The 19,145-nt window shown below is 71.0% G+C and carries 14 protein-coding genes; 7 read left to right on the top strand and 7 right to left on the bottom strand.

What is annotated here, in order from left to right; translation table 11 throughout:
* The first annotated feature begins 89 nt into the window (after positions 1–89).
* From ACFYUV_RS00725 to ACFYUV_RS00715, 3 genes are read left to right on the top strand one after another with little or no spacing between them, the layout of a single operon-like run.
* Complete coding sequence (locus tag ACFYUV_RS00725; RefSeq protein WP_387663571.1) at positions 90–554, top strand: hypothetical protein; 465 nt, start codon at positions 90–92, stop codon at positions 552–554.
* A 29-nt stretch (positions 555–583) separates the two neighbouring features.
* Entirely contained in the window at positions 584–982 is a 399-nt protein-coding gene (locus tag ACFYUV_RS00720) for an ester cyclase (protein WP_387663569.1), read from the top strand.
* Positions 983–1,011: 29 nt separating this feature from the next.
* Entirely contained in the window at positions 1,012–1,494 is a 483-nt protein-coding gene (locus ACFYUV_RS00715; RefSeq protein WP_387663567.1) for a pyridoxamine 5'-phosphate oxidase family protein, read from the top strand.
* Here ACFYUV_RS00715 and ACFYUV_RS00710 read toward each other — a convergent pair.
* The gene (locus ACFYUV_RS00710) at positions 1,445–2,845 is read right to left on the bottom strand and encodes an MFS transporter (RefSeq protein WP_358284184.1); all 1,401 of its coding nucleotides are present in this window, start codon (positions 2,843–2,845) and stop codon (positions 1,445–1,447) included. The genes ACFYUV_RS00715 and ACFYUV_RS00710 overlap by 50 nt on opposite strands.
* A gap of 99 nt (positions 2,846–2,944) precedes the next feature.
* Between ACFYUV_RS00710 and ACFYUV_RS00705 the strand changes: the two genes are divergently transcribed.
* Together ACFYUV_RS00705 and ACFYUV_RS00700 are read left to right on the top strand one after the other, a co-directional pair.
* Entirely contained in the window at positions 2,945–5,506 is a 2,562-nt protein-coding gene (locus ACFYUV_RS00705) for a glycosyl hydrolase family 18 protein (RefSeq protein ID WP_387663565.1), read from the top strand.
* Between the two features lie 197 nt (positions 5,507–5,703).
* The gene (locus tag ACFYUV_RS00700; protein ID WP_387663563.1) at positions 5,704–6,534 is read left to right on the top strand and encodes a glycerophosphodiester phosphodiesterase; all 831 of its coding nucleotides are present in this window, start codon (positions 5,704–5,706) and stop codon (positions 6,532–6,534) included.
* A gap of 113 nt (positions 6,535–6,647) precedes the next feature.
* Here ACFYUV_RS00700 and ACFYUV_RS00695 read toward each other — a convergent pair whose 3' ends face one another.
* The 5 genes from ACFYUV_RS00695 to ACFYUV_RS00675 all read right to left on the bottom strand — a co-directional run bounded on the left by ACFYUV_RS00695 (position 6,648) and on the right by ACFYUV_RS00675 (position 12,167).
* Positions 6,648–9,467, bottom strand: a complete 2,820-nt coding sequence (locus ACFYUV_RS00695; RefSeq protein ID WP_387663561.1) for a vitamin B12-dependent ribonucleotide reductase — start codon at positions 9,465–9,467, stop codon at positions 6,648–6,650.
* Positions 9,464–9,919: a transcriptional regulator NrdR gene (gene nrdR, locus ACFYUV_RS00690; protein WP_103955744.1), complete on the bottom strand. Its 456-nt coding sequence runs from the start codon at positions 9,917–9,919 to the stop codon at positions 9,464–9,466. Before nrdR ends, ACFYUV_RS00695 begins: the two co-directional genes overlap by 4 nt.
* Before the next feature lie 880 nt (positions 9,920–10,799).
* A complete protein-coding gene (locus ACFYUV_RS00685) occupies positions 10,800–11,258 on the bottom strand; it encodes a hypothetical protein (protein WP_387663559.1) in 459 nt (152 codons plus the stop codon).
* Positions 11,259–11,439: 181 nt separating this feature from the next.
* Entirely contained in the window at positions 11,440–11,643 is a 204-nt protein-coding gene (locus tag ACFYUV_RS00680) for a hypothetical protein (RefSeq protein ID WP_387663557.1), read from the bottom strand.
* A gap of 326 nt (positions 11,644–11,969) precedes the next feature.
* Positions 11,970–12,167: a hypothetical protein gene (locus tag ACFYUV_RS00675; RefSeq protein ID WP_387663555.1), complete on the bottom strand. Its 198-nt coding sequence runs from the start codon at positions 12,165–12,167 to the stop codon at positions 11,970–11,972.
* A gap of 1,518 nt (positions 12,168–13,685) precedes the next feature.
* Between ACFYUV_RS00675 and lexA the strand changes: the two genes are divergently transcribed.
* Entirely contained in the window at positions 13,686–14,393 is a 708-nt protein-coding gene (lexA, locus tag ACFYUV_RS00670; RefSeq protein ID WP_352357808.1) for a transcriptional repressor LexA, read from the top strand.
* A gap of 335 nt (positions 14,394–14,728) precedes the next feature.
* Entirely contained in the window at positions 14,729–15,856 is a 1,128-nt protein-coding gene (locus tag ACFYUV_RS00665; protein ID WP_387663552.1) for a MalY/PatB family protein, read from the top strand.
* A gap of 100 nt (positions 15,857–15,956) precedes the next feature.
* Here the strand turns inward: ACFYUV_RS00665 and ACFYUV_RS00660 are convergent, their stop codons facing one another.
* Positions 15,957–19,103, bottom strand: coding sequence for a PDZ domain-containing protein (locus tag ACFYUV_RS00660; protein WP_387663550.1), 3,147 nt, complete (start codon positions 19,101–19,103; stop codon positions 15,957–15,959).
* Positions 19,104–19,145 lie beyond the last annotated feature (42 nt).

Here is a 19,145-nt window from a genome sequence, read left to right as displayed (position 1 = left end):
CCCCGTAAAGCCTGGACCGATAACCAGATTTCGGGCATGCTTGTCGAGATCTTCAGTCAAGGCCAATCGAAAGGGACGTACTGGTGCGCATGCCCGCAAAGGCAATCCTTCTGACGGCGGCGATCGGTCTCAGCGGCGTTCTCGCGACCCCGGCGAACGCCACGGCCGCGAGCACTCCGCAGGGCGTCTGCGGATCGGGCTTCGGGCTCGTCACCGGCGGCGCGAAGCCCGTCAAGACCCAGGGCGGCAAGCGCTACGGCACGGTCTACCTCCTGTACAACCGCGGCACCGGCCAGAACTGCGTGGTCACCATCAAGTCCAGCTTCATCGGCTCGAAGACGCAGATGAGCGCCAGGCTCACCGTCATGCCCAAGCCGGTCAAGGACGACAAGCAGGACCCGATCGTGCGCATGGACGCCGGCAAGTTCGGCCAGTACGCCGGGCCGGTCAAGTACTGGGCCAAGGGCGCCTGCGTGAAGTTCTGGGGCACGATCCAGGGCACCGACGGGTCCATCGCCGGCGGCGGCCGTACCAGCTGGGGCAACTGCGGCTAGGGGCCTCCCGCGCGGGTAGTCGTGCCGCCATGCTGACTGAACTGTACGAGCGCTGGCTGCTCGAACTTTGGAACGGCGACTTCCCCCTCGCGCACGACCTGGTGACCCCCGAGTTCGTCGGCCACTGGCCCGGCGCGGACGTGCACGGCCCCGACGGGCTGATCGAGGCGATCCGGCAGGGCCACGAGCCGTTCGACGACGTCCGGGTCACGCTCGACGTGGGCCCGGCCGTCGACGGCGACCTGGTCGCCGCCCGGTGGACGTTCACCGGCGCCTACCGGGGCGGCCTGCCCGGCGCGAGCGCCCCGCCGGGCACCCCCGTCTCCTTCTCCGGGCACGACCTCCTGCGTGCCACGGACGGACGATTCTCCGAATACTGGGTGATCTCCGACGTCCAGTCGTTCTCCCGGCAACTCGGGATAGGCTGACATATTCGCATCACGACGGGGGTCGAAGGATGTCACAGGAGGCAATGGGGGCGATGGGCTCGACGGGCGCACAGCCGCTGGAGCTGCCCGAGGAGGACCTGTCGGCGCTGCTCGCCGGCCAGCGCTTCGGCGCGCTCGCCACGAACGGCGGCGGCGGCCGTCCGCTGTTGTCCACGGTGGTCTACACCTGGGACCCGCCGCGGCGGGTGGTGCGGATCTCGACCGTCGCCGACCGGCTGACGGTGCGCCGCCTGCACCAGGACCCCCGCTGCGCGCTCTACGTCACCAGCGACGACTTCGGCTCCTACGCCGTCGCCGAGGGCGAGGCCGAGCTGTCCCCCGTGAGCGACCGGCCGGGTGACGAGGTGGGCCTGGAACTGCTGGCCATGCAGCCGTCCTTCGGTGACGCCGCGGGCGAGCTGGCGTTCCTGCACCGGATGGTCGCCGACCGCCGGCTGGTGGTCAGGATCCAGGCGAGACGGCTCTACGGGGCCCTGCTGCCGACGCCCTGACCGCGCGCCGCCGGTTGTAGGCCACCATCGCCACCACCAGCAGGATCAGCGCCAGGTCGATGGCCGCCGACCAGCGCATGGCCCGCGCGTGGTGGCCGCCCTCGGCGACCGCGAAGTAGACCGCCCCGATCACCGCCACGCCGCCCGCGCCGGCGAACTGCTGCGCCGTGCTGAGCACGCCCGACCCGATGCCGGCCTGGTGCGGCGCGACCTCCACCAGCGCCGCGCCGATGAGCCGCGGCAGGACCAGGCCGTTGCCCGAGCCCACGAGCATGAGCGCGACCATGACGTACGGCAGCCCCCACCCGGCCCCGGCCACCAGCAGCGCCAGCCCCAGGGCGGTGACCAGGCCGCCGATCATGACGACGACCAGCCCGTACCGGCCGACCAGGCGGGTGCCGAGCAGCGAGGTCACGGTGAACAGCACGCCCATCGGCGCGAAGGCCAGGCCCGCCTGGAACGCGGTGAGCCCGAGCCCGCTCTGCAGCAGCAGCGTCAGCGTGAACATGAACGAGGCGAAGTACGCCATGAACGCGACGATCGCCCCGACGCCCGCCAGGTAGGAGTGGACCTTGAGCAGGCCGAGGTCGAGCACCGGCTGCCCGCCCCGGGCGGCCAGCGTCCGCTGCCACCACCAGGTCAGCGCGAACACCGGCGCGCTCGCCGCCATGGCGGCCCACGTCCAGGCGGGCCAGCCCAGGCTGTTGCCGAGGCCGAGCGGCACCAGCAGCAGCGCCAGCCCGGCGGCCAGCCCCGCCGCGCCCGGCAGGTCGAACGCGACGGGCTTGTGCGGGTCGGCCTCGGGCAGCAGCCAGCGGGCCAGCGGCACGACGACCAGACCGACCGGCAGGTTGATCAGGAAGATCACCCGCCAGCCGAGGCCGAACACGTCGGCGGTGAGCAGCAGGCCGCCGAGCACCTGGCCGGCGATGGAGCCGAGGCCGCCGGCGGCGCCGTACCAGCCGAGGGCGCGGCCGCGGCGCTCCGGCGGGTAGACGGCCGAGATCATGGCCAGCACCTGGGGCACCATGACGGCGCCGGCCAGGCCCTGGAGCAGCCGGGCGGCGACCAGCCAGGCGGCCCCGGGCGCGAGGCCGCACAACACCGAGGCGACGGTGAACCCGGCCACGCCGAGGACGAACAGCCGCCGGTAGCCGTAGCGGTCGCCGAGCCGGCCGCCGGTGATCATGCCGGCCGCGTACGTGAAGGCGTACCCGGCCACGATCAGCTCCAGGGCGGCCGGACCGGCGCTCAGGTCGTGCTCGATGGCCGGCGCGGCCACGTTGACCACGAAGAAGTCGAACTGGGCCATGAACCACGCCGACAGCAGGACCGGCAGCACCCCTCGCATCTTGTCAGGCTAGATCAGACAGGCCCTTGCAAGTTGAGTGGGAGGGGCTTACGATCCGCGTAATTGTTAGGAAACTTTCTTTAAAGAAAGGTCCTTGACGTGCGCCGATTAGTCACCCCCCTGATCGCCGTCCTCGTGATCATCGGCATGTGCACCCTTCCCGCACAGGCCGCGAGCCGCCTCATCGCCACGTTCTCCCTCTCCGGGAACACCGGCACCTTCCTGGTGAGCAACCCGGGCACGACCGCCGTCAGCGGCTGGTCGATCGTCTTCGAGCTGCCGTCCGGGGTCACCGCGAGCAACCCCCAGAACGCCACCATCCGCCAGAACGGCACCAAGGTGACGCTCACCCCCGCTTTCTACATCAACACCGTGCAGGCGGGGAAGAACACCGAACCCTACAGCCCCAAGGTGACGCTGAGCTCGGCCGTCCAGCCGACGAGCTGCCTGATCAACGGCGCCAACTGCGACGGCACCGGCGGTGACCCGCCCGCCAAGCCGCCGGTCAGCGCCACGTACGACGTCAACGGCACCTCGGCCAAGTTCATCGTCGCCAACAACAGCACCACCGCGCTGAACGGCTGGTCGATCGTGTTCGAGCTGCCCGCGGGCGTCACCGCGAGCAACGCCCAGAACGGCTCACTCACCCAGAGCGGGCGGACCGTCACCCTGACCCCCGTCCACTACAACACCACCGTGAACGCGGGCGCGACCACCGAGCCCTACAGCCCGAGCTTCACCGTGAGCACGGCCAACGCCGAGCCGACGAGCTGCCGGATCAACGACGTCAACTGCGACGGCACCCCCGACGCGCCGCCCGGCGCCCCCGGGAACCTGCGCTCGCCGGTCAAGACCACCAAGACCGTCTCCCTCGCCTGGGACGCCGCCACCCAGGGCAGCCTGCCCATCGTCGGGTACGAGATCTACAACGGCTCCGCCCTGGCCGCCTCGGTCACCGAGACCTCCGGCACGGTCTCCGGCCTGACGCCGAACACCGAGTACACGTTCACCGTCAAGGCCAAGGACCGCAAGGGCACCCTGTCGGCCGCCTCCGCGCCGCTGAAGGTGACCACCCGCAACCCGGCCGACGACTCGCAGGCGCCGTCGGTGCCGTCGGGACTGCGCAGCACGGCCAAGTCCTCCAGCAGCGTCACGCTGGCCTGGACGGCCTCCACCGACAACACCGGCGTGGCCAACTACGACGTCTTCGCCGGCTCGACCCTGGCCACGACCGTCACGGGCACGACGGCGGTCGTCTCCGGCCTGTCCCCCTCGACCGAGTACTCCTTCACGGTCAAGGCCCGCGACCTGTACGACAACCTCTCGGCCGCCTCCACCCCGGTGAAGGTGACGACGTCGGACATCGTCGAGACCGGGTACGCCCGCGTCGGCTACTTCGTCCAGTGGGGCATCTACGGCCGGCAGTACTTCGTCCGCAACCTGGACACCACCGGAGCCGCGGCGAAGCTGACCCACATCAACTACGCCTTCGCCAACATCGACCCCAAGAACCTGACCTGCCTGCAGGGCGTCACCAAGGGCACCACGTCCGACCCGCAGGACCCGAACCAGGGCGACGGCGCCGGTGACGCCGAGGCCGACTACGGCAGGCCGTTCAGCTCCGCCCAGTCGGTCGACGGGGTCGCCGACACCGGCTGGGAGAAGCTGCAGGGCAACTTCAACCAGCTCAAGAAGCTCAAGGCGAAGTACCCGAACCTCAAGGTGCTGATCTCGCTGGGCGGCTGGACGTACTCCAAGTACTTCTCCGACGTGGCGGCGACCGACGCCTCGCGCAAGAAGTTCGTGTCCTCCTGCATCGACACCTACATCAAGGGCAACCTGCCCGACTACAACGGCAAGGGCGGTCCGGGCACGGCCGCGGGCATCTTCGACGGCATCGACCTCGACTGGGAGTGGCCGGGCGCCGAGGGGCACGCGGGCAACCACATCGGCCAGAACGACAAGGCCAACAACACGCTGCTGATCGCCGAGTTCCGCCGCCAGCTCGACGCGCTGACCACGACGACCGGCAAGCGGTACCAGCTCACGGCGTTCACCCCGGCCGACCCGGCCAAGATCGCCGCCGGTTGGGACCTGCCCGAGGTCGCCAAGTCGCTGGACATCTTCAACATCCAGGGCTACGACTTCCACGGCGCGGGCAGCGACAACTCCTGGGAGCCGAACCGCACCGGCCACCAGGGCAACCTGTACCTCGACGCGGACAGCCCGTACAACCCGGACTTCAGCGTCGAGAAGGCCGTGGACGTCTACCTCCAGGCCGGCGTCAACCCGCGCAAGCTGACCATCGGCCTGGCCTACTACGGCCGCGGCTGGCAGCAGGTGACCGACGGCGGCAAGGCGGGCGAGTGGCAGGACGCGCACGGCGCGGCTCCCGGCCAGTTCCAGGAGGAGGCGGGCACGCGCGGCTACAGCAACCTGCTCGCCATGGTGCCCGGCTGCACGATCCGCCACGACGAGGTCGCCGTCGCCACCTACTGCTACACCGGCAACAACGGGCAGTGGTGGACGTTCGACGACGCCTGGTCGATCGGCAAGAAGACGGCCTGGCTGAAGAGCAAGGGCCTGCTGGGCGCGATGATCTGGGAGATGTCCGGCGATCCGGGCGTCCTCACCACCGCGCTGGACGCCGGCCTGAAGTGACCCGGGTTCGGTAACACCGTTCGGTAACTCGTTCGGTGACAGCTGAGGGCGGGCCGCCGCGGGCGGCCCGCCCTCAGGCATGTCCGCGTGTCGAAGCCTCATCGGATGGGCACCGCTGCGTTACTCTGCCCTCAACTCACGGTCATCCTCGCTGGTCATGGTCGGGGTTGTCGGTCTCTCCCCCACCGAGGAGATCCATGTTGCGGCGACTCGCCCTGTTCCTGCCCCTCGCCCTCCTCCCCCTGGCCTCCCCGCCCTCCTCCGCCGCCGCTGTGACCACAATGGTCAACGTCGCCCATCGGGGCGCCTCGGCGTACGCGCCGGAGAACACCGTCGCAGCCTTCCAGCTCGCCGCCCGCCAGGGGGCCGACCTGTTCGAGCTGGACGTCCAGGAGACCAAGGACCACGAGCTGGTCCTGATGCACGACACCACCCTCGCCCGGACCACCGACGCCGAGCGCGCCCTGCCCGGCCTGGCCCCCTGGCGGGTGCGCGACCTCACGCTCGCGCAGATCCGCAGGCTGGACGCGGGCTCCTGGTTCGACCGGGAGTACACCGGCGAGCGGGTGCCGACTTTGCAGGAGGCGCTGCGCGCGACGGCCGGGTCCCGCGCCGGCATGCTGCTGGAGGTCAAGGAGCCGAAGCTCTACCCGGGCATCGAGGCCCGCATCGTCCGCGCGCTGCGCGCCGAGCCCTCCTGGCTCGCGCCGGGGCGGCTGGTGGTTCAGTCGTTCGACTGGGACTCGATGCGCGCCTTCCACCGGCTGCTGCCCGAGGTGCCGATCGGGCTGCTCGGCACGCCCAGCGCCGCCGCGCTGCCCGGCCTGGCCAGGTTCGCCGACCACGTCAACCCGCCGTACGCCGCGCTCACCCCTTCGTACGTCAAGCTGGCCCACGAGCACGGCATGAAGGTCTTCGCCTGGACGGTCGACAGCCCCGACGTCATGCAACGCCTGCTGACGTACCAGGTGGACGGCATCATCACCGACAAACCCGACATCCTGCGCGACCTGCTGACCGGAGCCTGACCCCGGAACGCCCGACCGGAACCTGACCCCCGAACGCCCGACCGGACCCCGCCCCCCGGAAAGCCGATGAGGGGACCCGTTCCCGGGCCCCCCTCATCTCAGTTCAGCGTGGATCAGCTGCAGCCGCTGGTCGAGCCGCAGCCCTCGCACACGTAGCAGCTTCCGGCCGGCCGCATCTTGGTGCCGCAGGTCATGCAGAGCGGCGCGTCGGCGGTGAAGCGCTGGTGGCTCTCCAGCGTCAGCTCCCGGACCGGCTCCTCCTTCGGCTCCTCCTTGGGCTTCTCGATGGGCGCCGACTGGGCCAGCGCCTCCCGGTCGACCGCCTCCGCCAGCGCCGCCGGGTCCTCGCCGCGCTGCTGCGCGGCGCGCTCGGCCGCCGAGAAGATGCCGAGCGCCGCCCGCTCGTCGTAGGGCAGGTGGTCGAGGGCCAGGCGGCGGAAGATGTAGTCCATCACCGACGTGGCCATCCGGATGTCCGGGTCGTCCGTCATGCCCGCCGGCTCGAACCGCATGTTCACGAACTTGCTCATGTACGTCTCCAGCGGCACCCCGTACTGGAGGCCGATGGAGATCGCCACCGAGAAGGCGTCCATGACGCCCGCCAGCGTCGAGCCCTGCTTGGACATCTTGAGGAAGACCTCGCCGAGCCCGTCGTCAGGGTAGGACGAAGCGGTCATGTAGCCCTTGGCGCCGCCCACGGTGAAGCGGGTGGTCATGCTGGGACGCTGGTTGGGCATGCGCCGCCGGGTCGGCCGGTTGACCTCGATGACCTTGACCTCGGGCTCGGCCTCGACGGCCTTCGGCTCGTCCTTCTTGGCGCCGTTGCCGGCCGACAGCGGCTGGCCGACCTTGCAGTTGTCGCGGTAGACGGCCAGCGCCTTCAGGCCGAGCTTCCAGCCCTCCAGGTAGACCTGCTCGATGTCGTCGATCGTGGCCGACTCCGGCAGGTTGACCGTCTTGGAGATCGCGCCGGACAGGAAAGGCTGCGTCGCCGCCATCATCCGCACGTGGCCCATCGGCGCGATGGCCCGCTCGCCCATCGCGCAGTCGAACACCTCGTAGTGCTCCTTGCGCAGGCCAGGGGCGTCGACGACGTGGCTGTGCTCGCCGATGTACTCGACGATCGCCTCGATCTGCTCCTGCTGGTAGCCGAGCTGCTTGAGCGCCCGCGGGATCGTCTGGTTGACGATCTGCATCGAGCCGCCGCCGACCAGCTTCTTGAACTTGACCAGCGCGAGGTCGGGCTCGATGCCGGTGGTGTCGCAGTCCATCATCAGGCCGATGGTGCCGGTGGGGGCGAGCAGGCTGGCCTGGGCGTTGCGGTAGCCGTTCTTCTCGCCGACCTTCAGGCACTCCGACCACTGGCGCGACGCCTCGGCGTGGATCTTCGCGTCCATGGTGCCGACCGTGCGCAGGTTGTCGTTGGCGGCGGCGTGCTTGCGCATGACCCGCTTGTGCGGCTCGGCGTTGCGGGCGTAACCGTCGTACGCGCCCACCACGCCGGCCAGCTCGGCGCTGCGCCGGTAGGACACACCGGTCATCAGCGACGTGATCGCCCCGGCCACCGCGCGGCCGCCGTCGGAGTCGTAGGCGTGGCCCGTGGCCATGAGCAGCGCGCCCAGGTTGGCGTAGCCGATGCCGAGCTGGCGGTAGGCCCGCGTGGTCTCGCCGATCTTCTCGGTCGGGAAGTCGGCGAAGGTGATCGAGATGTCCATCGCGGTGATGATCAGCTCGGTCAGCTTGACGAAGTCGGCGACGTTGAAGGTGTTGTCGTCCTTCAGGAACTTCAGCAGGTTGATGCTGGCCAGGTTGCACGAGGAGTTGTCCAGGTGCACGTACTCCGAGCACGGGTTGCTGGCGGTGATCCGGCCGGTCTCCGGCGTGGTGTGCCAGTCGTTGATCGTGTCGTCGTACTGCACGCCCGGGTCGGCGCACTCCCAGGCGGCCTTGGCCATCTTGCGGAACAGGTCCTTGGCGTCGACCTTCTCGATGACCTCGCCGGTCAGGCGGGCACGCAGGCCGAACTGGTCGCCCTTCTCCACCGCGCGCATGAACTCGTCGGAGACGCGCACCGAGTTGTTGGCGTTCTGGTACTGGACGGAGACGATGTCCTTGCCGCCCAGGTCCATGTCGAAACCGGCGTCACGCAGCGCGCGGACCTTGTCCTCCTCGCGCGCCTTGGTCTCGATGAACTCCTCGATGTCGGGGTGGTCGACGTCGAGCACGACCATCTTGGCCGCCCGGCGCGTCGCGCCGCCCGACTTGATCGTGCCCGCGGAGGCGTCCGCGCCGCGCATGAAGCTGACCGGCCCGCTGGCCGTGCCGCCGCTGGAGAGCAGTTCCTTGGACGAACGGATGCGGGACAGGTTGACGCCCGACCCCGAACCGCCCTTGAAGATCACGCCCTCTTCCTTGTACCACTCCAGGATCGACTCCATCTGGTCGTCCACGGAGAGGATGAAACAGGCGCTGACCTGCTGCGGCGAGGCGGTGCCCACGTTGAACCAGACCGGCGAGTTGAACGCGAAGACCTGGTGGACCAGCGCGTGCTTGAGCTCGTGGTCGAAGATCTCGGCGTCCTCGTCGCTGGCGAAGTAGCCGTGCTCGACGCCCGTGCGGGTGTAGACGCCGACCACCCGGTCGACGAGCTGCTTCAGGCTCCACTCGCGCTGCGGCGTGCCGACGGCGCCGCGGAAGTACTTGGTCGTCACGATGTTGGCCGCGTTCACCGACCAGAACTCGGGGAACTCGACACCCCGCTGCTCGAAGTTGATCGAGCCGTCGCGCCAGTTCGTCATCACGACGTCACGGCGCTCCCACTGGACCTCGTCATACGGGTGCACGCCGGGCTTCGTGAAGATCCGCTTCATCCTCAGCCCCTTCCGCGGCCGCTTACCCCCGCGCGCCACTGAACCGCTGGCCGTGTCCGTCATGACTCCCCCTTCTCCGCCTTCAACTGTGAGATCTCGGCCTCGAAGTCCGCCAGGCTCTCGAAACCGCGATAAACCGATGCGAATCGCAGGTAGGCCACCTCGTCCAGCTCCCGGAGCGGGCCGAGGATCGCCAGGCCCACCTCGTTCGACGGCAGCTCGGCCGCGCCCTTGGCCCGGATGGCCTCCTCTACCCGCTGCCCGAGCTGGGCCAGCGAGTCCTCGCTGACCGGCCTGCCCTGACAGGCCCGCCGCACGCCCGCGACGACCTTGTCCCGCGAGAACGGCTCCGTCACCCCGCTACGCTTGCTCACCATCAGCAGGACGGTCTCCTGCGTGGTGAACCTGCGCCCGCACTCGGGACAGGTGCGCCGGCGCCTGATGGCCGCGCCGTCGTCCGTGGACCGGCTGTCGATGACCCTGGTGTCAGGGTGGCGACAGAACGGACAGTGCACGGCTTCGCCTCCTCGACCCGCCCGGCCCACCACACGCGTAAAACCCTCGCCGCGGTACGCTCGCGCACGCCCCACGGCTCGCCATGGTGCGGTCACGGAAACACAAGGTGTGGTGAACCGACATCGGTGTAACTACTAGATGTTGTGGTCCAACCGTAGAAGCGCGCGACCATGAACGCAAGTTGAGCAACACCGTGGAGCTGAAGTCGCTGATCAGCCCCCGCGTCACACGAGCCCCGGGCGTGTCGCGTCGGCCGGCCCCCTCGCGCGCCTCACCCGACCGGCCCCCTCGCACCCGACGGCGACCAGCCCAAACAGGCCCCACAAAGGTACCGGAGCCCACAGCCTCCCCCCACCTCCCACCACCCCCGAAGCCCCCTCCTCTACCCCCACAAAACAACCCGGAACCCCCACCCGGCCTTCGCTTGCCCCCGCCCTTTTGCTTGCCTCCCCGTCTTCCGCTTGTCCCCTGGCCTTTCGCTTGCGTCCCTGCCCTCCCCACGACCTGGCCGACTCACCGGGCGCCCTTGCTGGGCCGCTTCCCTTACGCGTGCCACCCCCGAAGCCCCGCCCACGCCCTCGGGGTCCGCTTCCTGAACCCAACGCGTTGGCGAGTACTGAACGGCCCCCCACTCAGCGGCTCCCGCCTCCTTGAGCCCGCGCGGGGTGTGCCGCCTTCAAGGGCCCCTGTCGGACCCGCTTCCCTGCGCCCTGAGCCCCGCCCCTGAGCCAGGCACGCGGCCACCGCGCGATCTTCGGCTGTCTTCACAAGCTCCGAAGGATCACGCGGTGGCCATCCCCATGCGACCCAACGCCTCAAGATCACCCAGCGACACTGGAGTCGTGGATGGTCACCCCACGGGGTGGCGGACGGAGCGCGTCACGGGCACTTCGCGCGCATCGTGGGGCTCCAGCCGTTGTGCACCACGTACTTGCTTCCCGCGTAGTAGCTGACCTGGCCCTGCAGGCGGTAGGTGAAGGTGTCCCCCCGCTTGCAGCCCTTGTACAACGTCCTCTTGCCCGCCCCGTACCAGGAGGCGCTGGAGATGTTCTGCCAGCCCCACCAGCGCTTCCGCTGAAGCATGATCTTGACGCGCTGGTTGCTGGAGCAGCCGATCGCCCAGCCGGTCGCGGCCACGTGTCCCTTGCGCATCTCCGGACGGTACACACGCACCTCACGGCAGGACATCGTCGCCGAGCCGGCCGCCGCGGTGGCCGTGGTGACGGCGGTGAGGGAGGTCTGGGCGCTGGTCTGGACGGAGGCCTGCGCGGGGGTACCCGCGGTCAGAGCCGCGGCGGCGACCGCCGCACCGACGACCATCGTGTTGAACGTTCGCATCGAGTTCTCCTTGGTGCTCGTCGTACTGGACACCGCGAAGGTAGCCAGGCCGATGTTGAGAACCTGTGGAGTGCCTGTTGAGCGACCGCTCGACTAGCTGTCCTCCAGTGACACATCGCGATCACGGTTGGGATCCGCCCTGACAGTGGCGGTGTCGGACGGCTGCCTGATGACAACGCCATCAGCCTGACCAGCGCACGACGTCCGTGATCGTGCAGGTCGAGGTCAGGATGAGCACGGCCGGTAACCGCCAGCTCTGAAGGGCCGTCACCAAGACGCGGTCATCAGTACTGGACGGCCCGGCGGCGGCGATGGCCCCAAGCAGAGCCAGCGCGAGCATGGCCAGCGCGAGCATGGCCAGGGCGAGCATGGCCAGGGGGAGCATGGCCAGGGCGAGGTGCCGGTGCCAGGCCGTCCGGCGCGCACCTGGTGGGGGCCCAGGCCGGCCTGGCCCGTGGGGCAGCTTGGAGGGACTCCTCCCCCCGTTCCCTTGAGGCCAGGCCACCTGCCCGCTTTCCGCCTTCCTGAGGCCATGCCAGCCCGCACCCGTTCCCGCGGGACCCCGTCTGTGCCTGCTTGCTAGGGCCAGGGCCCATCAGCCTGGGCCCATCCCTGGACACCCATGAGGTCGGCCCTCTGGAGCGCTACCCCTTGCGCCCAGCGTCCGGCGATCTCGCGCAGGGAGTGCCTTCAGCCGACCTCCGCCCCTGGCTACCCCGCCCGGCCGGGCAGCCCAGCACTCACGGCCGCGCGGCCGGCCACCCCGACGCCCACAGCCGAAGCGCCGGGCGCCCCGGCCCCCACAGCCGCATGCCCGGCCGCCCGCGTCCCGAGCCAGAACCCGCCCAGGGACAGCAGCACCATCACCACCACCAGCAGCACGATCCGCCCCCGACGGGTCAGCCGCACCGGAGGAGCCGGAGCCTTGACGCCGGCCCCCGTAGGAATCACCCCGACACCCCGCCCACGGCCCCGCCGCAACGTACGGCCATCCCGCACAAGCCCCGCACCGTCACCGGCCGGAGCACTTTCCGCCCCCACAACACGTCCCAACATCTCCCGCCCCCCGCGAGCCTCACCGTCACCAGAACCCCCGTTCCTCCGCGCCCCCCGGCGCCGCGAGCCCCCCGGCCCGCTCACCACCTGCCCCCGATCCCGGCCCTTGGCCTCCCCAGAGCGCCGCCCCCGTACCGAGAACCGCGCCGCCGCCCGTCCCGACCGCCGCCCCTGCCTGTCCGACCGCTCGGCCGACTGCTCGGCCGACTGCTCTGAGCGCCGCCCTGGCTCGCCCGGCCGCTCCACCAACCGTCCCGAGCGTCGCCCCTGCTTGCTGGACCGTTCGGCGGCCTCCTCCCGGCGCCGCCCCTGCTCGCCCAACCGCTCGCTCCTCTTCCGGCGCCGCCCCTCTGCTTCGGGCTGCTCGGTCGAGTCACCTGAGCGGCGCCTTCGCGTCTCGGGCCGGGCCGTGGGCTCACCAGAGCGCCGCCTGCGAAGCTCGGGCCGGCCCGTGGCCTCCCCTGGACGCCGCCGTTCCCAGGGGCGGTCCGCCCGGGCCTCCGCCCGGCGCTCCCGCTCCCCTTCCGGCACGATCGCCGAGTTCCGGCCCGCCGGTCGCGCCGCACGGCCCCCCTGACCTCGCCTCCCCGACGCCTCCGCCAGACCTCGGCTTCCTGACACGTCGGCCTCGCCGCGCCTGCCCGGCCCCTCCGCCTGACCTCGGCCTCGCCGCCCCTCCGTCTCGTCTTCCGGACGTCGTCCGCTCGCTTCGGGCGGCCGTCGGCGCCAGGGGCCGGGCTCGGGCGGGCGGGCGCGGGGTTTTGTCACGTCCGTGCCGGGGGTGCCCTGTTTGCCTTCGGGACGGCGGCCAGTCAGCGTGTCGTCGGCGAGGGGCCGTCCACCGCCCTCCTGAGGCAGCGTCCGGTCGGCGTCCGTGTCCGTGTCGGGACGCGGGGAGGGGACCAGCCACAGCCGGGGGCGGCCCGAGCCGTGGACGGCTCCCCCTGAGCCGCCGGCGCGACGCCGCCGGGTGTTCGAATCGGGAGCCGGTCGTTTTCCCGGATTTTCGTGGCGGCCGGAGCCGGTGTGCGGGTCGTCCCCCCGTCGGCCCGCGCCCCGGGTGGCGTCGGCGATGAGGGTGAGCCGGTTGGCGTCTTCGCTGGTCGGGTCGGTGCTCGGGGTCGTTCGCACGATTGACCTCCCGCCGTCTGGCCCGAGGAAACGGCCAAAATAAGATCAGCAAATCGAACACGGTGTCGATCGAACTCCCGTACGATGTTGTACACCACGCTGGCGACAATTTCGAGGAAGACTCGAACAATTGTTTGAAGATGATCTTCAACAGCGATACGGTCGCTGTGTGCGACATCAAGACCACGGACCGGGAGGTTCGCCGGTGAGGCGGGCCGCCGCCAGGCGAGGAGGAAGAGCATGAGCGAGCGGGAAGACGCTAACGGGGTCACAGACCTCGCGGTGCGCCGACGCGACTCCCTGGGCCTGACGCCCAGGCAGCGCAAGATCCTCGAAGTGATCCGCGATTCGGTGCAGCAGCGCGGCTACCCGCCCTCGATGCGCGAGATCGGCGAGGCCGTGCAGCTGACGAGCACGTCCAGCGTGTCGCACCAGTTGACCGCCCTGCAGCGCAAGGGATACCTGCGCCGCGACCCGCACCGGCCGCGCGCCCTGGAGGTGCGCCTGCCCGGCGAGCCCGTGTTGTGGGTCGACCCCGACGCCACCGACGACGAGGCCCCGGTGAGCCGGCCGACCGCCGCCTACGTCCCGCTCGTGGGCCGCATCGCCGCCGGTGGCCCGATCCTGGCCGAGGAGAGCGTGGAGGACGTCTTCGCCCTTCCCAAGCAGCTCGTCGGCGAGGGCACGCTCTTCCTGCTCCAGGTGGCCGGTGACTCGATGATCGAGGCCGCCATCGCCGACGGCGACTGGGTGGTCGTCCGCCAGCAGCCGGTCGCCGAGAGCGGTGACATCGTGGCCGCCATGATCGAGGGCGAGGCCACGGTCAAGACGTTCAAGCGCAAGGACGGGCACGTGTGGCTGGTGCCTCACAACTCGAACTACGAGCCCATCCCCGGTGACGAGGCCAGCGTGCTGGGCAAGGTGGTGGCCGTCCTCCGCCGCCTCTAGTCCTCCGCCGGCCGACCCTCCTCCCTGAGGCTGCGGCCGCCGTTCGGTTTCTCCGCGATCCGGCTTCCCTCGCACGGGGGCTGTGGTCGTCGGCGCCATGTGGCGATTCCTCGCAAGTCGCACGCACCGAACGCCGCCCTCCACGCGAGGCCCTTCCACCCCGGCCTCGCGTGGAGGGCGGCGTCGCATCACCCGCTCGCCTTTCTCCCGGGACGTTCCTTCGGGCCCCGGAACCCAACGCACCCAGCCCCGCGCCCCAGACGGCAGGCACCAGACGGCAGGCACCGGCATCAGGCCCCCCATACCGCCACACCGCAGACTCCTAGACTGTGCCCGTGACCGACACGAATGCCCCAAAAGAGACCCCCGCCTCCAAAGAGTTGAAGGACCTCAAAGAGACGCATGACGGTCTCAAATGGGCAATCACCGCCCCCGGTGTCATCCCCGCCTGGATCGCCGACATGGACCTGTCCACCGCCCCCGAGGTGATCGAGGCCCTGACCCGCCGCGCCGCCGGTGACCTCGGCTACCCGACCTGGCTGGACAAGCCGCAGGCCGGCCCCCTGGCCGAGGCGTTCGCCGAGCGCATGGCCGTCCGCCACGGCTGGACGGCCGACCCCTCGCACGTCCACACGTTCAGCGACATCAACCAGGCCCTCCAGGTGCTGCTGCACCTCTGGACCGAGCCGGGGGACGGCGTCGCGCTGCACACCCCCGCCTACCATCCGTTCCTGACGACCCTCGATGTCATGGAACGTCCGCTCGTCCCCATCCAGCTCGAACCGGACGGCGACGCGTGGCGGTTCGAGGTGCCCGACCTGTCCGGCTGCCGGGTGCTGCTGCTGGTCAACCCGCAGAACCCGACGGGCCGCGTGTTCACCCGCGCCGAGCTGGAAGGGCTGGCCGAGCACGCCGAACGCCACGACCTGCTGGTGCTGGCCGACGAGATCCACGCCGACCTCACCTACGCGCCCCACCGGCACATCCCCTTCGCGACGATCCTCCCCGAGCGCACGGTCACCCTCACCTCGGCCACGAAGGCGTTCAACCTGGGCGGCATCCGCTGCTCGGTCGCCCACATCGGGCACGCCGGGATCCGCGCGGCCCTGGCGGCGCAGCCGCCGTTCCTCTTCGGGTCGACGCACCTGTTCGGGGTGGAGGCCACGGTCGCGGCCTGGCGGCACGGCGACGCCTGGCTGGACCGGACCCGGGCGCTGCTCGACCGCAACCGCCGGCTGCTCGCCGAGCGGCTGCCGGACCGGTTCGGGTACCGGATGCCCCAGGCCACCTACCTGGCCTGGCTGCACACCGGGCAGCCGGGCATGGCCGAGCTCATCGAGCGGGAGGCCCGGGTGCGGCTCAACGACGGCGCGTCGTTCGGGCCCGGCGGCGCGGACTACGTACGGCTGAACTTCGCGACGACCGAACCGGTGCTCTCGGAGATCCTCACCAGGCTGAACTGAGGAGGGGCCCGGCGCTCTTCGAGGCGACGAGGCCGAACCGCCGTTCCCCCGAGATCCGCCAGCCTGAGGGGCGGCCCCGACGGGCCGCCCCTCAGGGCGGTCAGCTCAGCGGCGGCAATTCCGGCGGGGTGGCGGCCGGACGCTCCTCCAGCGCGGCGAGCGCCAGCTCGACCGCCTTCGCCAGCTGCGGGTCGCGGCCCGCCACCCGGTCCTGCGGCGTGATCACGACCTCGACGTCGGGATCGACGCCGTAGTTCTCCACGCCCCAGCCCGGCCCCTCCAGCCAGAACGCGTACCGCGGCTGGGTCACCACGGTCCCGTCCACCAGGGAGTAGCGCGAGTCGATGCCGATGACGCCGCCCCAGGTCCTGGTGCCGACCAGCGGACCGAGGCCGCGGTTCTTGATCCCGGCGCTGACGATGTCGCCGTCGGACCCGGCGAACTCGTCGGCGACGGCCACGATGGGCCCGCGGGGCGAGTCCTCGGGATAGCGCATCGGCTCGTAGCCGCGGGCCCGCGCCCAGCCGGTGACCTTGCGCGACAACTTCTCCAGCACGAGCTCCGACAGGTGCCCGCCGCCGTTCTCGCGCACGTCCACGACCAGCCCCTCGAAGGCCATCTCGGTACGCAGGTCGCGGTGGAACTGCGCCCACCCCGAGGCCACCATGTCCGGGACGTGCAGGTAACCGAGCCGCCCACCGGACGACTCGCGGACGAAGGCCCGCCGGCTCTCCACCCAGTCGTGGTAGCGCAGCTGGCTGTCGTCGGCGAGCGGGGTGACGACGACCCGGCGCGTCGAGCCGCCGGCCGCGGGCCGCACGGTCAGCTCCACGGGCTGGTCGGCGGTGCCGGACAGCAGCGCGAGCGGGCCGCGTACCGGATCGACCGGACGCCCGCCCACCGCCACGATCGCGTCGCCGGGACGGATCGCGACGCCGGGCGCGAGCAGCGGCGAGCGGGCCGCGTGGTCGGAGGTCTCGCCCGGCAGGATGCGCTCGACCCGCCAGGTCCCGTCCTCGTCCTTGGCCAGGTCGGCGCCGAGCAGGCCCTGGCGGCGGCGCGGGTCGTTGACGCCGTCGTGGCCCCTGGCGTAGGCGTGCGAGGTGCCGAGCTCGCCCTGCACCTCCCACAGCAGGTCGATCAGCTCGGAGTGGCAGCCGAGGCGGCTGACCAGCGGCTCGTACCGGTCGAGCGTGGCCTGCCAGTCGTGGCCGCCCATGTCCTCGCGCCAGAAGTGGTCGCGCATGAGCCGGCCGGCCTCGCGGTAGCCCTGGAGCCATTCGGCGACCGGGTCGATCTGGACGGTGATGCGGTCGAGGTCGATGGTGACGACCTCGTCGCCCTCGCCGGCCGCCCGCGTCTGCAGGCCGTTCTTGCCGTTGGTGACGAGCCTGGTGCCGTCGCCGCTGACCTCGAAGGCCCGCACCTCCTTGCCGAGCTCGGCCTTGGCGCGCTTCTTGAGGTCGTAGCGTTCGAGCACGGTCTCGTTCACCGGCTCGGTGCCGTCGCCGAGCTGGCCCGTCAGGGGGTGGCGGAGCCAGAGCAGCGCGTCCTTGGCGGTCCTGAGGTTGCCGTAGCGGCCCGCCGGCACGGGTACGGGCACCACGCGGGAGGCCAGCGCCTCCGGGTCCACCTCGGTACGCGGCGGCGCGTCGTCCTTCTTGTCGTCCTTGCCGGGCTTGTCGTCCTCCCCGTTGAACCCCCGTCCCTGCAACGAGGGGTCGAACGGCGACGGCGTGGCGGCCTGCAGCGGCACGATGTACGGCCGGCAGCCCGCCGGGAACGACAGGTCGAACACGTGCGCGTCGTACACCGGGTCGAACGTGCGCACCGACAGGAAGGCCAGGTGCTTGCCGTCCTTGGTGAACACCGGGTCGTAGTCGGAGAAGCGCAGCGGCGTCACGTCGATCACCGACGTGCCGTCCACGCGGCCCATCTTGATCTGCGACAGCGGCTCGTGGTCCGGATGCACCCAGGCCAGCCAGCCGGAGTCCGGCGAGAAGGTCACCCCGCTGATGTCGCCCTGGGTGGTGCGGTCGAGCTCGCGCAGGTCGCCCGACTCCAGGTCCACGACGAGCAGCCGCCCGTCGTGCGTGGCCACGGCCGCGTGCTTGCCGTCGGGGGCGGCGGTCAGCTCGAGCACCCTGCCGAGCTGCCCGCCGGCCAGGCTCCTGATCTCGCCGCCGGGGGTGCCGATCTCCAGGCCGTCCTCGCCGCCGGCGTCGGAGACCCACACGGCCCGGCCGTCGGCGCCGAGGGCGCGCGGCAGGCGTACCCGCACGCCGGGTTCCACCCGGAGCGCGCCCGCGGGCCCGTCGCGGTGGGTCACCCAGTGCGCGGTGCCGCGGATCTCGACCGCGCTGGCCCGCCCGGTCGTGTCCGGGGAGAAGGCGCCGACGCGCGTGGGCGCGGGGCGGCGCGCCCGTCCCGGCCGCGGGCCGCCGAGCTTCACCTCCAGCTTGTACGGCTCGGCGTCCAGGCTCTCCAGCAGCCACAGGTCGCCCGCGTGGCTGTAGATCACCCGCTCGCCGTCGCTCGTGGCGTGACGGGCGTAGAACTCGTCGTGGCTGGTGTGCCGGCGCACGTCGGACCCGTCGGGAAGGGCCGAGTAGAGGTTCCCCACGCCGTCCGCGTCGGACAGGTAGACGATCCGGTCGCCGACCCAGTTCACCGCCCAGTGCTGGGCGGGGCTGTCGGCGAACAGCCGGACGAACTCCCCGTCGCCGTCGGCGTCGACCCAGATCTTGGCCGCCGTGCCGCCCCGGTAGCGCTTCCACTGGGACGGCTCGCGCCAGACCGGCGACACCGTGGCCACCTTCGCGCCGCTGACGGCCGCCTCGCCGACCCAGCCGTACGGCAGCCGCTCGGCCGGCCCGCCGTCGAGCGGGACGGCGTACGCCCACAGCCGGGTACGCGACGCCTCCCCGGTGGAGCTGACCGCGAGCACGGCTCCGTCCGCGGTCCAGCCGCGGACGCCGGTCATGGCGTTGCCCCAGTGCGTCAGCCGGGTGCCTTCGGCGCCGTCGAGCTCGGCCGCGAACACCTCGGGGGCGCCCTCCTTGCCGCTGGTCCACGCGATGCGCGAGCCGTCGGGCGAGAAGCGCGGGGTGGAGACCGGCACGCGGTCGGCGGTGAAGCGCCAGGCCCGGCCGCCGGCGACGGGGGCGAGCCAGACATCGTCGTCGGCGACGAAGGTGACCAGGTCACCAGACAGATGTGGATATCTCAGGTATGCGCCATATGTCACAGCTAGACACTAATGCGAGACACCAAACCAGCTAAAGATTTT

This window comes from Nonomuraea sp. NPDC003560 (assembly GCF_042878785.1).
Classification (GTDB): Bacteria; Actinomycetota; Actinomycetes; order Streptosporangiales; family Streptosporangiaceae; genus Nonomuraea.
The sequence above is the reverse complement of the archived record's forward strand: the minus strand, read 5'-3'. Positions and strand labels throughout refer to the sequence as shown.